This is a genomic window from Achromobacter sp. (assembly GCF_032113835.1).
Taxonomy (GTDB): Bacteria; Pseudomonadota; Gammaproteobacteria; order Burkholderiales; family Burkholderiaceae_B; genus Achromobacter.
The window spans coordinates 204,758-218,602 of sequence record NZ_DAMCTG010000001.1; the positions used below are offsets into that span (position 1 = coordinate 204,758).

Consider the following 13,845-nt stretch of genomic DNA (forward strand, 5'->3'; position numbering starts at 1 on the left):
CGGGCAAGCAGAAAGACCAGGAGGGGCCATGGGCGCCAAAGTTTCCACAGTCATGTCATCGGGCGGCGCCACAAGCAGGCGGGGACCACCCACGGACTTTGCCGGTCCGGCGGCCGGCCGCGAACGCAGGCTCGATATCCACGTCTTTGCCGCCGCAACGGGCGATCTGGCCACCGGCCGCGCCTGGGAACGCAGCGTCTGGCGCGATGCCCGCGTCCTGATCGCCGAATGCCCGGCGCCGCATTTGGCGGCTTCGATCGAAAGCGCGCTGCGCACGGTCGCCGCCAGCGTGGCGCGTGACCGCGGCTGGCAGGCCGCCGGCACGGTGTCTTTCTCGCTCGACGACCGCAGCGGCGTATTCCGCGTCATCGACGCGCAGGCGCGGGCCCGCACGCCGGACGTGCCGGTCCCCGAACACGATTCCATCGCGGCGCACGTGCTGGAAGTGCGCATCGACGGCTGCGGCGACCGCCGCCTGCCGTGCACCCACCTCATGGTTTGCGGCGCCACCCGCGGCGAAGTCCTGCGCCGCGCCTACCGCGCCTTGTCCGAATTGCCCGGACCCGCCGGCGTGGACCGCGCCTTCCTGATGGAGCGCATCGCCTCCCGCGCCTTCTGCTCGGGCATGACGGGCACCCGGCTGGACCAGGCGGTCGGCTGACCGGCCCGACACACACCCGCAAGGGGCTTCGGCGGGCGCCGCTCAGCCCCTACAATAGTCCGCACATCCGATGAACAGCGCCCGGCCCTGGCGGCCGGGCCGACTCTCTGTGCGGCATCCATGACACTGCTGAGCGATCTCCAGGCCCTCTTGGGCGACTCCCACGTGCTGACCGGCGCGGACGCGGATTCCTATGTGCTGGATTGGCGCCGGCGCTATCGTGGCGCGGCCCTGGCGGTTGTTCGCCCCGGTTCCACGGCCGAAGTCGCCGCCGCGATCAAGCTGTGCGCACAGCATGGGGTACCGGTGGTGCCGCAAGGCGGCAATACCGGCCTGTGCGGCGGCGCCACGCCGGACGACACCGGCACCGCCGTCGTCCTGTCCACCGCGCGGCTCACCGCGGTGCGCGCACTGGACACCGACAACGACACCATCACGGTCGAGGCCGGCTGCATCCTGCAGGCCGTGCAGGAGGCCGCCGCCGCCGCGAACCGCCTGTTCCCGCTGAGCCTGGCGGCCGAAGGCAGCTGCACCATCGGCGGCAACCTGGCCACCAATGCCGGCGGCACGCAGGTGCTGCGCTATGGCAACACGCGCGACCTCACGCTGGGCCTGGAGGTCGTGACCGCCGAAGGCGAGATCTGGGACGGTCTGCGCGGCCTGCGCAAGGACAACACCGGCTACGACCTGCGCGACCTGTACATCGGCAGCGAAGGCACCCTGGGCATCATCACGGCCGCGACCCTCAAGCTGTATCCGCGCCCCGTGGCGTCCTGCACGGCGCTGCTGACGCTGGACAGCATCGACAACGCCGTCGAGGTCCTGTCCCGCGCCCGTTCCGGCTTTGGCGCATCGCTGACCGGATTCGAACTCATGAGCGGCGCCTGCCTGCAAGGCGTGGTGCGCCTCTTCCCGCAGCAGCGCCTGCCTTTTGAAGGCGAGTCGGCGGCTTCGCCCTGGTTCGCGCTGCTGGAACTGTCCGACAGCGAAAGCGAGACCCACGCCCGCGAGCGCTTCGAGGCCGTGCTGGGCGACGCCATCGAGGCCGGCCTGGTGAACGACGCTGCCATCGCCGCCAATGTCTCGCAAAGCAAGGCGCTGTGGCACCTGCGCGAGAGCATTCCGCTGGCCGAAGCCGAGCTCGGCAAGTCGGTCAAGCACGATGTGTCGATCCCCATCTCGTCGATCGCCGGATTCGTCCACAAGACCAACGCCTTGCTGCAGGCGCGCTTTCCGGGCGTGCGCCACGTGATCTTCGGCCATCTGGGCGACGGCAACCTGCACTACAACGTGGCCCATGCGCCGGGGCAGACCGAAGCCGAGCTGCTGGCGCTGCAAGGCGAGATCTATGGCGTCGTGCATGACAGCGTGCACGCGCACAAAGGGTCCATCAGTGCCGAACACGGCGTGGGCCAACTGAAGCGCGACGAGCTGCCGCGCTACAAGAACCCTGTCGAACTTGCGCTGATGCGCCGGATCAAGCGGGCGCTGGATCCCCAGGGCCTCATGAACCCCGGCAAGGTGCTGCAGGCATAACGCGGCCAGGATCGCAGACCATGGCAACCCCTCCCGCAGCGGGCGCGAATCACCGGGTGCTGATCGTTGAGGACGACCACATCATCGCCGGCAACCTGTACAGCTTCCTGGAGGTGCGGGGCTTTCTGCCCGACGTGGCCTACAGCGGACCCGCGGCCCTGCAACGGTTGCAGGAGCAGCGCTTTGACGCCGTGTTGCTGGACATCGGCCTGCCGGGCATGGACGGCAACGCCGTGCTCCACGCCATGCGCACGGAGCGGCGGCTGGCTGTGCCGGTGCTGATGCTGACGGCGCGCGACAGCCTCGAGGACAAGCTGGCGGGCTTTTCGCACGGCGCGGACGACTACCTCACCAAGCCGTTCGCGCTGCTTGAGGTCGAAGCGCGGCTGCTGGCGCTGATCCAGCGCGCCAAAGGATCGACGGTGGACGCCGCGCGCATGTTCGGCCCGCTCCAGTTCGACGCGCGCAGCCGCGTCGTGTCGGTCAGCGGCGTGCCGGTGCATCTGACCCGCAAGGCGGGACTCATCATCGAGGTGCTGCTGCGCGATCCGGGCCGCGTGGTGACGCGCGAAGAACTGGAATCGGTCCTGTGGGGCAACGAGCCGCCCTCGTCCGATGCGCTGCGCAGCCAGGTCCACCTGCTGCGGCGCGCGCTGGCCGACGCCGGCTTTGACGGCATCGAAACCGTGCACGGCACCGGCTGGCGCCTGACGTTGCCCGGCGCCGCATCATGAGCCGCGCCACCGCCGGCACGCTGACCCAGCGCGTCGTCTGGGCGTTGACGGGCACGGTCGCGCTCTTTGTCACGGCGCTTGCCCTCCTGGCCTACCTGACGTTCGACCAGATGGAAGACGACCTGGTCAACGACATCCTGAACACCGAGATGGATCGCCTGGTCCAGCACGCGCGCAGCAGCGACGAGTTTCTGCCGCGCCACGGTGCGCGCGAGTTGGGCGGGTCCATGCGCGCGTGGCTCAGCGTCGACGGCCAGCCGCCCGCCGGCATGCCGCCCGAACTGCTGTCGCTGGAAAACGGCCTGCATCTGATCGAACCGGGCGCCTACACGTGGCACGTGATGGTGGCCGAGACAGGCCGGGGCACGGTGTATCTGCTGTACGACGCCACCGACAACGAAGAGCGGGTGCATGACTTCGGCCTCATCGTGCTGGGCGTGGGCGCGATCTGCGTGGTGCTGGCGTACGCGCTGTCGCGGCGCGTGGCGGCGGTGGCGGTTGGACCGCTGCTGGAATTGACGGACCGGCTGGCGACGTGGGCGCCGGGGGCGCCCGACATGGCGGTCACGCGCGACGACGAGGCCGGCCGCCTCATCGAGGCCTTCAACCGTGTGCAGAACCAGGTGGACCGGTCCATCGCCCGCGAGCGCGAATTCGCCAGCAACCTCAGCCACGAGGTGCGCACGCCGCTGGCGGCGATCCGCTCGGACAGCGAACTCATGCTGCTGACGCAGGCGTTGACGCCGGATCAGCAGCAGCGCCTGACGCGGGTGGTGGACAACGTGGACGACGTCATCGTCAGCCTGGAAAGCGCGCGGGCGATGGCGCGCGATCAATTGCGCGCGCCGGAGCCGGTGGATATCGCCGAATGCATGGAAGACGCCTGGCGCGGATACGCCGCCCAAGCCAAGCTGGCCGACCTGCGCTTTGACAATCAGTTGCCCGCCGGCCAGGTGCTGACGCTGGACCGCTACGCCTTGCTGACCGTGCTGCGCAATCTCGTGCGCAACGCCATCGAACACGCGGCGCCGGCCTCGCTGACGGCGTCGTTCGACACGCAGCGCGGGCTGGAACTGCGCGACGACGGAAAAGGTATTGCCGAAGGCGATCTGCCTTTCCTGTTCCGCCGCTATTTCAGCGGCCGCCTGCGCGATTCCGGCGTGGCGGGCGGTGACGAGACGGCGCGGGGGCTGGGCCTGGCAATTGCCAAGCGCGTCTGCGACATGCAGGGCTGGTCGCTCAGCGTCGAGTCCTCGCAAGCCGAAGGTCCGGCGCGCGGCACGCGCTTTCTGCTGCGTTTCGAGCCCGACGCGAGGTCCGGCCCGTCGGCGCAAATTTGACGAATTTTCGACTGACGGGTCCGTAAAGTGCGCTGGCCCGAATCGTCCGGATGTTCGTCTCCATGCCGTCCCCATTGCTGCAGTCCCCCCTGCTGCCGGCGCTGCACGCGCCGACAAGAACCCGTTATCTGCTGACCCACGTCGGGGCCGTGACGCTGCTGCTGGCCTGTATGGCCTGGTGGTCACAGGCGTCGGGACTGGACATGCGCATCGCGCGCGCGCTGTTCGATCCGCTGCTGGACGACTTTCCGCTGCATGGCAGCCGCTGGCTTGAGCTGCTGGGCCACCGGATGGTGCTCGCGCTGCCGATCAGCGTGGGTCTGGCTGCGGCGGGCGTTGCGGCGGGCAGCTACCGCATCGCGGCCTGGCGGCGCTGGCGCGGGGTGGCCTTTGCCGTCGCCATCACGTGCCTGACGGGGCAACTGCTCATCACGCAGCTCAAGCATCACACGATGCTGCCGCGCCCCTACGATCTGGAAACGCTGGGCGGCTACACGCCGTATCCGCTGCACTGGTGGACCTGGGCAAGGGCGCGCGCCGGGGGCGCCTTGCCCAGCGGCCATGCCGGCGCGGGCTACGCCTTGCTGACCCTGTATTTCGCGGGATGGGCCCTGGGCCGTCCGGCGTGGCGCTGGAGCGGACTGGCGATCGGCGTGGTGGCCGGCGTGGGGTTTTCGGCGGTGCGCATCCTGCAGGGCGCGCATTTTCTCAGTCAGACGATCTGGTCCGCCGCGCTGATGTGGCTGCTGGCGGCGGTGTTCTTCTATCCGCTGATTGCGGGGCGGGCGACTGGGCGCCCGCCCCGCGTCAGTTGAGCAGCACGCCCGGCAACCACAGCGAGAACGCCGGCACGTACGTCACCAACGCCAGCGCGGCCAGCAGCGCGCCGTAGAACGGCCAGATGGTGCGCATCACCGTTCCCACCGAGACCCCGCCGATGGCGCACCCCACGAACTGCGTGGTGCCTACCGGCGGCGTGTTCAGCCCCAGCGCGCAGTTCAGCAGCAGGACCATGCCGAACTGCACTGGCCCCATGCCGTACTGCATGCAGATCGGCAGGAAGATCGGCGTGCAGATCAGGATGGTGGCAGCCATGTCCAGAAACGTACCCAGGACGAACAGGATGATGTTGACCATCAGGAAGATGGCCCACGGCTCCGTCGAGATGGACGCCATCAGCTGCCCGGTCTTTTCGGCCACGCCATAGAAGCTGATCAGGTAGCCGAACGTGGCGGAGATGCCGATCAGCAGCAGCACCACGCCCGTCGTCTTGACCGCCTTGCTGGCGGCGCGCACGAACTGATCCCAGGTCAGCGAGCGGTAGACGAAGATCGTCAGCGCCAGCGCATACAGCACCGCCACCGCTGCGGATTCCGTCGCCGTGAAGACGCCGCTCAGGATGCCCGCGATGATCAGGACCACCACAAACAGCCCCGGCGCCGCCGCCACCAGCGAGCGGAACACGATGTGCCAGCCCGGGAAGGTGCCCGCCGGATAGCCCCGGCTGCGCGCCACGAAATAGGCGGCGGCCAGGTTGCACGCGGTCAGGATCAGGGCCGGCACCACGCCTGCCGCGATCAGCGCCGCGATGGACACCTTGCCGCCCGCCGCCAGCGTGTAGATGATGATGTTGTGGCTGGTCGGCATCAGGGCGCCCACCAGCGCCGCGTGGGTTGTGACGTTCACCGCGTAGTCGGCGTGATAGCCCTCGCGCTTCATCATCGGGATCATCACCGACCCCATCGCCGACACGTCCGCCACGGGCGATCCCGACACGCCGCCGAACAGCGTGCAGGCCACCACGTTGGACATGCCCAGGCCGCCCCGCACATGGCCCACCAGCGATTTGGCGAAGTTCACGATGCGGTCGGCTATGCCGCCGTACAGCATCAGCTCGCCGGTGAAGATGAAGAACGGGATGGCCAGGAACGAAAACGCGTTCATGCCCGAGGTCATCTGCTGGAAGGCCACCGCAAGCGGCAGGTCCTCGTACATGATGGCCGTGATGGACGACAGCCCGATGGCAAAGGCCACCGGCACGCCGATCACGAGGAACCCCATGAAAGTGAAGGAAAGCAGTGTCAGCGCCATGCCGGGACCACCTTCTGGTTGCGCAGGATCGCGATGATGTGCTCGATGGAAAAGAGCGCGATCAAGGTGCCCGACAGGGTTGCAGGGATGTACTTCCACGCGTTTGAGATCCCCAGGTTGGGAATCTTGTAGGCCGCGACGGACTCGGCCAGCACGCCGCAATTCCAGGCCATCAGCACGCCGAACAGCAGCACGAGCAAATGGATGAAGATGCGCAGCCGCCGCTGCCCGGCGGCGGGCAGGGCGTCGAGCAGGGACTCAAAGCCGATGTGGCCGGCATCTCGTACGCCGACCGCGGCGCCCAGCATGGTGACGTACAGCACCAGCAGCAGGGCAAGGCTCTCCGCCCAGGTCGGCGTGCTGTTCAGGACGTGGCGACCGAAGATCTGCAGCGAGACGGCGACGATCAGGCAGATCAGCCCGAAGACGCTGGTCCACATGCAGATCCGCGCCAGGCGGGCGCAGGCGCGCGAGTAAGCATCCAGCGGGGCAGCCAGGGCTTGCGCCCGGCCCCCCGCGGCGACATCTGGTTCATTCGTGGGTGTGGCCAACATGATGTCCTCACTGCACGGCCTGGATCTTCGCGACCAGGTCCTTCATTTCAGGCGTCGTGACGAAGCGTTCGTACACCGGCTTCATCGCGCCCTGGAACGAGGGCTTGTCGACCTGCGAGATCTGCGAGCCGGCCTTCTCGACCACCGCGCGCGACTTCTGCTCGCGCTCGTCCCACAGCTTGCGCATGTACGGCACCGATTCGCGCGCGGCCTCGCGCAGGATCTTCTGGTCGTCCGGCGGCAGCTTGTCCCACTGGCGCTTGGAGAAGATCAGGATCTCGGGCGTCATCGTGTGCTCGGTCAGCGAATAGAACTTCGCGACCTCGTAGTGATGCGCGCTCTCGTAGCTGGGAAAGTTGTTCTCGGCCGCGTCCACCAGGCCGGTCTTGAGCGACGTGTAGACCTCGCCCATCGGCATCGGCGTGGCGTTGCCGCCCATGGCTTCCACCATCGCGACGGACAGGTCCGACTGCTGCACGCGGATCTTCAGGCCCTTGGCGTCGGCCAGTGTCTTGATCGGCTTCTTGGTCGTGTACATGGACCGCGACCCGCTGTCGTACCACGCCAACCCGACGAAACCGGCGGCCTCGCACGAGCGCAGGATCTGATCGCCGATCTCGCTGTCCAGCACCTTGTGCAGATGCTCTTTCGACCGGAACAGGAACGGCAGCGACGGCACGCGCGTGGTCTGGCAGATGTTGTGCATCGCCGCGCTGGATACGCGGGACATGGCCAGCGCGCCCAGTTTCACCTGTTCGATCGAATCGTCTTCGTTGCCGAGCGCGCCGCCGGCAAAGACCTTCACGGTGATGCGGCCGTTGGTCCGTTGTTTGACCAGTTCGCCGAAGTGGCGCACGGCCTGCACAGTGGGGTAGTCGTCGGGATGGATGTCCGCGGAGCGCAGCTCGGCGGCGTGGGTGGCGGGAATCAGCGTCAGCAAGGCGGCCGCGGCCAGAACGGCGCGGCTCAGGTGAGGGTGCAGCATGTCTACCTCCAGATGGGGTACGGCGTTTCGTTGAGGGCCGTGATGGCCCCGAAGCTCTTTGATATGCACTGCCTGCTCGGGGTGGGCGCGCGCGAAGCCGCCCGTCGGGTGCTAACCGGCGCTGGCGGTTTCCTCCAGGCCCTGCACGCCGGGGTGCAGGGCGAATATCGCGCCGTCCAGCGCGCCGGGAGCGGCGTTCGCGGGACGGATCGACGTGACGAAAAGCGTGTCCATGCCGGCGCCGCCAAAGGCGCACATGGCGACCTTCGCGGCGGGCACGTCCAGGGTGCGGTCCAGGCGCCCGTCAGGGGTGTAGCGGTACACCTTGCCGGCATCGTTGCCGCAGATCCAGTAGCAGCCCGCGGCGTCCACCGCGGCGCCATCGGGGCGGCCGGCAGGCAGGGCGGGGATGAAGACACGGCGATTGGACGGCACGCCGGCATCGGTGTCGTAGTCGAAGGTCCAGACGGTCGCGCGCGACGGGTGAGAGTCGGACAGGTACATCGTCCGGCCATCGGGACTGAAGGCCAGGCCGTTGGGGACGATCAGATCTTCGAGCAGCCTGGACGTGCCGCGCGCGTCGTGGCGGTACAGCGCACCGGCGGGCCAAGCGAGGCTCATGTCGATCACCATGGTGCCCGCCAGGAACCGGCCCTGCCGGTCACAGCGGCCGTCGTTGAACCGCATGCCGGGCGCGGCATGGGCAACGGCGGCGAGTTGCCGGGGGTTGCAGGCCTCGCCGTCGCGCAACGCGTCGCATGCGTAGAGACCATCTTCCATCGCCAGCAGCCAGCCGTCGCCGCGCATCGCGATGCTGCCCGCCATCTGCGGCAACGCCCAGTGCGCGAACGCGCCGGTCTCGGGTGTCCAGCGCCACAGCGTCTTGCCGGGAATGTCGGTCCAGTAGAACGCCTTGTCCGCGCGCCGCCAGAGGGGGCTTTCTCCGACGCCGCACAACAAGGTTCCAAGACGTTCGGCGGTGATGGACATGAAAGGCTTCAGGCGTTCGGGAAGGGGAAGGGGCCGGCCTTGACGAAGGCGCCGCCCTGATAGCGCGCCGCGGGATCGTCCGCGGCCAGCGGGGGCTGCGCCTCGACCTGCGCGCGGAACCGCTCGGAAGAATCCTTGGGCGCAAAGCCCAGCACGGCCGCGCCGCTGTTGTCCCACCAACTGTCGCGGTTGGCCGACGCGCCGTACACGATGAGGTGGCCGACGTCGGGAGTGAACAGGGATCGGACGACCAGGTCGGTCAGGTCGTCGTGGCTGAGCCACGTGACCAGCATGCGCCGGTCCTTGGGTTCGGGAAACGACGAGCCGATGCGCAGGCACACGGTCTGGATGCCGTAGCGGTCGAAATAGAAGCGGGACAGGTTTTCGCCGTAGGCCTTGCTCAGGCCGTAATAGCCGTCGGGCCGCAACGGCACGCTGGCGTCCAGCGTCTGTCCCTGTTCATAGAAACCGATGACGTGGTTCGAGCTGGCGAACACCACGCGCCGCACGCCGTGCAGGCGGGCCGCCTCGTAGACGTTGTAGACGCCCTGGATGTTGGCGGGAAGGATTTCTTCGAAAGGGCGTTCGACCGACACGCCGCCCAGATGCACGATGGCGTCCGTGCCGCGCACCAATTCGGACACCGCAGAGGCGTCGGCCAGATCGCATGGAACGACCTCTTCGCCGTCTTCTGCGGGGGCCATCGCTGCCACGTCCGAGACGCGGAGGATGTCCGCATGGGCTTTCAATCGGGGACGCAGTACCAGTCCCAGGTTGCCGGCGGCGCCGGTCAATAACAAACGATGACACCGAAGGGATTCAGGCATGTTGTTGACAGCTCGGCTCATGACGCAACGCTCTGTGAATGGCGCGGTGGAGTGGACTTGTCTGGTACGTTATCGTACAACTGTCGCAAAGTATAATGAACGCCATTTTTCAGCGTCAAGCGCTGCACAACCGCTTCCGGATAATCCCTGATGAACGCTCCCGCCGATACCCCTGTCTTGCCGCAGCGTCGTCCCCGCAACCTGGCGCAAGGCCTGGTTGAAAACATTTCCGAACGCATCCGCAGCGGTGAAATCCGCCCCGGCGATAAGCTCCCCACCGAATCCGCGATCATGCGTCAGTTCGGCGTAAGCCGCACCGTCGTGCGCGAGGCGCTGTCGCGCCTGCAGGCCTCGGGCCTCGTCGAAACGCATCATGGCGTGGGGACGTATGCGCTGGAGCCCAGCGGCGGCGGCGATTTCCGCGTGGACCCGGCCGACATCGCCACCGTGCGCGACGTGCTGGTGCTGCTGGAACTGCGTATCTGCCTGGAAAGCGAGGCCGCGGGCCTGGCCGCCATCCGCCGCAGCGACGAACAATTGCAGGCGATGCGGCGCGCGCTCGATGCCTTCAAGCAGGCGCTGGATGCCGGCGGCGACACGATCACGCCGGATTTTCAATTCCATCTGCTGGTGGCCCAGTCGACCGACAACCGCTACTTCGCGGACCTCATGGCGCATCTGGGGTCGGCCATCATTCCCCGCACCCGCATCAACTCCGCCAAGTTCGCCCTCGAAGACCGCGCCGCCTATCTGGCGCGCGTGAACCTCGAACATGAAGACATCTACAGCGCGATCACGCGCCAGGACCCCGAGGCCGCCCGCGCCGCGATGCGCACGCACCTGAGCAACAGCCGCGAACGCCTGCGGCGCGCGCAATAGCGCGCAAGTCCGCCGGGCTCTGGGCGGTCCACGCCCCATGTGATGTCGTACAACGTTTGAACGAGCCGCCACACAATCGATAGATTCTGAAATCGCGTTAATCTTGGCGCGGTTTCTTTTCTGGTCATCGAGGTGGCATGGTTTCGCCCGGCATCCACGGCAGTATTTTTTCTTCATCAAGACAAGGGGTGTTCCTCGCGCGGAGGGACCTGGCATGCGTCGCCTGACACTCCGATTCATCGTCGCCATCCTGGCGCTGCTGACACTGTCGCGCTTGGGCCTGGCCTTCTGGATGTGGGACCGCGTCGAGGCTGCCGGCGGCCTGGGGCCGCTGCTGCTTGGCGGACTGCGCATCGACGTGTGCCTGCTGTCGATGGTGATTGCGCTGCCGGCGGTGTTTTCGCCGTGGTTCGGCCACCGTCCGCTTGCCGCGCGCATCACCGCATGGTGGTTCCGCGTGTGGTGGATGCTGTATGTGCTGCTGGAAGTGTCGACCCCGCAGTTCATCGCGGAATACGACACGCGGCCCAACCGTCTGTATTTCATCTATCTGCTCAATCCGAAGGAAGTGGGCTCGATGCTGTGGCAGGGCTACAAGGGCGTGCTGCTGGCCGCCTTCGTGGTGCTGGTCCTGGCGGCCTGGTTGGCGGTCAAACTGTTCCCGACGCGCACGCGCGATCCGTTCATGGGCTGGTGGAAGCGGCCCGTCGCGTCTTTCGTGATCCTGGCCCTGGTGTTCCTGGGCGCGCGCGGCACGCTGGAGCACCGCCCGATCAACCCCGCCAAGGTGGCCTTCAGTTCGGACGCCATGGTGAATTCGCTGGCGCTCAATTCGCTGTACAGCGTGTTCGACGCGGCCTATCGCATGCGCGATGAGCGCTCGTCGGCGGCGATGTATCCCAAGATGGCCGTGGACGAGATGAACGCCATCGTGCGCGAGAAGGCCGGCATGACCGGCGCGCCCATGGACGCGAAGCTGCCCAGCCTGCACGAGCAGAAGGCGACCGTGAGGCGGGACAAGCCGCTGAACGTGGTGATCATCCTGCAGGAAAGCCTGGGCGCGCAGTACGTGGGCAGCCTGGGCGGCCGCGACATCACGCCGAACATCGACCGCCTGGGCAAGGAAGGCTGGATGTTCCACCGCGCCTACGCCACCGGCACGCGCTCGGTGCGCGGCATCGAAGCCGTCACCGCGGGCTTCCTGCCCAGCGTGGCCGATGCCGTGGTCAAGCTGCCGCGCTCGCAGACGGGCTTTTTCACGCTGGCGCAGTTGCTGGGCAAGCACGGTTATCACTCGCGCTTCGTGTACGGCGGCGAGTCCCACTTCGACAACATGCGCGCCTTCTTCCTGGGCAACGGCTTTGACGAGATCGTGGATCGTCCCAAGTTCGTCGACCCGGTGTTCGAAGGATCGTGGGGCGCCTCGGACGAGGACATGTTCAATCAGGTCGACCGCCTGCTGCGCGCGGACGGCAACAAACCGGTGTTCACGTTGGCGTTCTCCGTGACCAACCATTCGCCGTGGGAGTACCCGCCCGGGCGCATCCAGCCCGTCGGCGATCCGGCCACGGTCGACAACACGGTGCGCTACGCGGACTGGGCGCTGGGCCAGTTCTTCGATAAGGCGCGCAAGGCCCCGTATTGGGACAACACGGTATTCCTGGTCATCGCCGACCACGACTCGCGCGTGTACGGCTCCATTCCCGTGCCGGTGCGGCACTTCCAGATTCCCGCGTTGATCCTGGGCGCGGGCATCGCGCCGCGGCAGGACAATCGGCTGGTCAGCCAGATCGACATGGCGCCGACGCTGCTGTCGCTGATCGGACTGGACAATGTGAACCCCATGCTGGGTGCGGACCTGACGCAGCGCGATCCAAACCGCGCGATGATGCAGTACGCGGACAACTTCGGTTATCTGAAGGGCGATCAGCTGCTGGTGCTGGAGCCTTCCAAGGCGCCGCGCCAGTTCCGTTACGAGGCCGCGCCGGTGGGGCAGGATGAAACCTATGCGCCGGTCGAGCCGGCGGATCCGGCGCTGACGCAGGAAGCGTTGGCGCACGCGCTGTGGGCAAGCTGGGTCTATCGCGAAGAGAAGTACCGGCTGCCTTGATCCTACTCAATCCGCATTCTGCGGGCCAATAGCACACTTGCGCCCATGACAACGCCCAACTCGTCCTCGGGAGCCTCCCGCCCCGCAACTCCGGCGCTTTCCAGTGTCCAGCACGCCGCGCCGCGCCAGCGGCCCCGTCAGGCGATCCCGGTGCCACGGGGCCGCTTGGCATGGATCACCGGCGTTTTCAGTTCCCTCTGGCTGGCCGCCAACACGCTGTTCTGGTGCCTGTTGCTGCTCCCGGTCTCGCTGCTGAAGCTGGCGTTGCCCTTTGCCGCAGTCAGGCGGCGCATCGACCCCGTCCTCAATGCCATCGCCACCGCGTGGGTGTCGTGCAATACCGGCTGGTTCGTGCGCATCCAGCCGCAGGCCTGGGACATCCAGGGCAACAAGGACCTGCGTTATGCCGACTGGTATCTGGTCAACTGCAACCACCAGTCGTGGGTCGACATCTTCGTGTTGCAGTACTCGCTGAACCGGCGCATTCCGCTCCTCAAGTTCTTCCTCAAGCAGCAGCTCATCTACGTGCCGGTCATCGGTTTGGCGTGGTGGGCGCTGGACTTTCCCTTCATGAAACGGCATGGCAAGGCGGCCCTGCGCAAGAACCCGGACCTCGGGCGCCAGGACCAGGAAGCCGCACGCCGCGCCTGCGCCAAGTTCTCGCTGGTGCCCACCAGCGTGATGCTGTTTGCCGAAGGCACGCGTTTCAGCGAAGCCAAGCGCGCGGCGCAGAACTCGCCGTACCGTCATCTGCTCAAGCCCAAGGCGGGCGGTCTGGCGGTGTCGTTGAATGCGATGGGGGCACGATTCCGCTCGATGATCGACGCCACCATCGCCTATCCGGATGGCGCGCCGAGCTTCTGGGATTTCGCCTGCGGACGCGCAGGGCAGGTGGTGGTGCGCATACGGCAATTGCCCGTGCCGCCGGCCTTCTGCGAGGCCGATTACTCGCGCGACAAGGCGTTCCGCACCACGTTCCACCAATGGCTTGGGCAGCAGTGGCAGGCCAAGGACGACGAGATCGAGGCGCTGGTGCGGCCGGGAGCGTCGGCTGCCGGTACGCCCGCCGCGGGGGCGCCCGCCGCGGGATCGCCCGCCGCGGGATCGCCCGCCACGGGATCGCCCGCCCCCGCAGACC

The 13,845-nt window shown here is 67.3% G+C and carries 12 protein-coding genes and 1 pseudogene; 8 read left to right on the forward strand and 5 right to left on the reverse strand.

What is annotated here, in order from left to right:
• Window positions 1-28 precede the first annotated feature (28 nt).
• The 5 genes from RT697_RS00875 to RT697_RS00895 all read left to right on the forward strand — a co-directional run bounded on the left by RT697_RS00875 (window position 29) and on the right by RT697_RS00895 (window position 5,086).
• Window positions 29-661: a BPTD_3102 family carboxylase-like protein gene (locus RT697_RS00875; protein ID WP_313696557.1), complete on the forward strand. Its 633-nt coding sequence runs from the start codon at window positions 29-31 to the stop codon at window positions 659-661.
• 120 nt (window positions 662-781) lie between these two features.
• Window positions 782-2,197, forward strand: coding sequence for an FAD-binding oxidoreductase (locus RT697_RS00880; RefSeq protein WP_313696558.1), 1,416 nt, complete (start codon window positions 782-784; stop codon window positions 2,195-2,197).
• Between the two features lie 20 nt (window positions 2,198-2,217).
• Window positions 2,218-2,931 (forward strand): response regulator transcription factor, encoded by a 714-nt coding sequence (locus tag RT697_RS00885; protein WP_313696559.1) that lies wholly within the window; start codon window positions 2,218-2,220, stop codon window positions 2,929-2,931.
• A complete protein-coding gene (locus RT697_RS00890; RefSeq protein WP_313696560.1) occupies window positions 2,928-4,271 on the forward strand; it encodes a HAMP domain-containing sensor histidine kinase in 1,344 nt (447 codons plus the stop codon). The genes RT697_RS00885 and RT697_RS00890 overlap by 4 nt, the downstream gene beginning before the upstream one ends.
• A 62-nt stretch (window positions 4,272-4,333) precedes the next feature.
• Window positions 4,334-5,086 carry a phosphatase PAP2 family protein gene (locus tag RT697_RS00895; RefSeq protein WP_313696561.1) on the forward strand — a complete coding sequence of 251 codons (753 nt, stop codon included), beginning with the start codon at window positions 4,334-4,336 and terminating at the stop codon, window positions 5,084-5,086.
• Here RT697_RS00895 and RT697_RS00900 read toward each other — a convergent pair.
• The 5 genes from RT697_RS00900 to RT697_RS00920 all read right to left on the reverse strand — a co-directional run bounded on the left by RT697_RS00900 (window position 5,079) and on the right by RT697_RS00920 (window position 9,739).
• Window positions 5,079-6,362 (reverse strand): TRAP transporter large permease, encoded by a 1,284-nt coding sequence (locus tag RT697_RS00900; protein WP_056558959.1) that lies wholly within the window; start codon window positions 6,360-6,362, stop codon window positions 5,079-5,081. The genes RT697_RS00895 and RT697_RS00900 overlap by 8 nt on opposite strands.
• Entirely contained in the window at window positions 6,353-6,916 is a 564-nt protein-coding gene (locus RT697_RS00905; RefSeq protein ID WP_312427590.1) for a TRAP transporter small permease, read from the reverse strand. Before RT697_RS00905 ends, RT697_RS00900 begins: the two co-directional genes overlap by 10 nt.
• Before the next feature lie 7 nt (window positions 6,917-6,923).
• Window positions 6,924-7,901 carry a TRAP transporter substrate-binding protein gene (locus RT697_RS00910; RefSeq protein WP_313696562.1) on the reverse strand — a complete coding sequence of 326 codons (978 nt, stop codon included), beginning with the start codon at window positions 7,899-7,901 and terminating at the stop codon, window positions 6,924-6,926.
• A 111-nt stretch (window positions 7,902-8,012) separates the two neighbouring features.
• Window positions 8,013-8,891: an SMP-30/gluconolactonase/LRE family protein gene (locus RT697_RS00915; RefSeq protein ID WP_313696563.1), complete on the reverse strand. Its 879-nt coding sequence runs from the start codon at window positions 8,889-8,891 to the stop codon at window positions 8,013-8,015.
• Between the two features lie 8 nt (window positions 8,892-8,899).
• Window positions 8,900-9,739 carry an NAD(P)-dependent oxidoreductase gene (locus tag RT697_RS00920; protein ID WP_313696564.1) on the reverse strand — a complete coding sequence of 280 codons (840 nt, stop codon included), beginning with the start codon at window positions 9,737-9,739 and terminating at the stop codon, window positions 8,900-8,902.
• A 129-nt stretch (window positions 9,740-9,868) separates the two neighbouring features.
• Here RT697_RS00920 and RT697_RS00925 point away from each other — a divergent pair, with 129 nt between their 5' ends.
• The 3 genes and pseudogenes from RT697_RS00925 to RT697_RS00935 all read left to right on the forward strand — a co-directional run.
• Window positions 9,869-10,597: a FadR/GntR family transcriptional regulator gene (locus RT697_RS00925; protein ID WP_175122529.1), complete on the forward strand. Its 729-nt coding sequence runs from the start codon at window positions 9,869-9,871 to the stop codon at window positions 10,595-10,597.
• A gap of 214 nt (window positions 10,598-10,811) precedes the next feature.
• Window positions 10,812-12,707 (forward strand): LTA synthase family protein, encoded by a 1,896-nt coding sequence (locus RT697_RS00930; RefSeq protein WP_313696565.1) that lies wholly within the window; start codon window positions 10,812-10,814, stop codon window positions 12,705-12,707.
• Between the two features lie 150 nt (window positions 12,708-12,857).
• Window positions 12,858-13,748, forward strand: a pseudogene (locus tag RT697_RS00935) (acyltransferase); the annotation flags it as partial.
• Window positions 13,749-13,845 lie beyond the last annotated feature (97 nt).

What these genes read in the sequence shown, in the direction of transcription:
- RT697_RS00875 (WP_313696557.1), top strand. Translation starts at nt 29, where the DNA reads ATGGGCGCCAAAGTTTCCACAGTCATGTCATCGGGCGGCGCCACAAGC.
- RT697_RS00880 (WP_313696558.1), top strand. Translation starts at nt 782, where the DNA reads ATGACACTGCTGAGCGATCTCCAGGCCCTCTTGGGCGACTCCCACGTG.
- RT697_RS00885 (WP_313696559.1), top strand. Translation starts at nt 2,218, where the DNA reads ATGGCAACCCCTCCCGCAGCGGGCGCGAATCACCGGGTGCTGATCGTT.
- RT697_RS00890 (WP_313696560.1), top strand. Translation starts at nt 2,928, where the DNA reads ATGAGCCGCGCCACCGCCGGCACGCTGACCCAGCGCGTCGTCTGGGCG.
- RT697_RS00895 (WP_313696561.1), top strand. Translation starts at nt 4,334, where the DNA reads ATGCCGTCCCCATTGCTGCAGTCCCCCCTGCTGCCGGCGCTGCACGCG.
- RT697_RS00900 (WP_056558959.1), bottom strand. Translation starts at nt 6,362, where the DNA reads ATGGCGCTGACACTGCTTTCCTTCACTTTCATGGGGTTCCTCGTGATC.
- RT697_RS00905 (WP_312427590.1), bottom strand. Translation starts at nt 6,916, where the DNA reads ATGTTGGCCACACCCACGAATGAACCAGATGTCGCCGCGGGGGGCCGG.
- RT697_RS00910 (WP_313696562.1), bottom strand. Translation starts at nt 7,901, where the DNA reads ATGCTGCACCCTCACCTGAGCCGCGCCGTTCTGGCCGCGGCCGCCTTG.
- RT697_RS00915 (WP_313696563.1), bottom strand. Translation starts at nt 8,891, where the DNA reads ATGTCCATCACCGCCGAACGTCTTGGAACCTTGTTGTGCGGCGTCGGA.
- RT697_RS00920 (WP_313696564.1), bottom strand. Translation starts at nt 9,739, where the DNA reads ATGAGCCGAGCTGTCAACAACATGCCTGAATCCCTTCGGTGTCATCGT.
- RT697_RS00925 (WP_175122529.1), top strand. Translation starts at nt 9,869, where the DNA reads ATGAACGCTCCCGCCGATACCCCTGTCTTGCCGCAGCGTCGTCCCCGC.
- RT697_RS00930 (WP_313696565.1), top strand. Translation starts at nt 10,812, where the DNA reads ATGCGTCGCCTGACACTCCGATTCATCGTCGCCATCCTGGCGCTGCTG.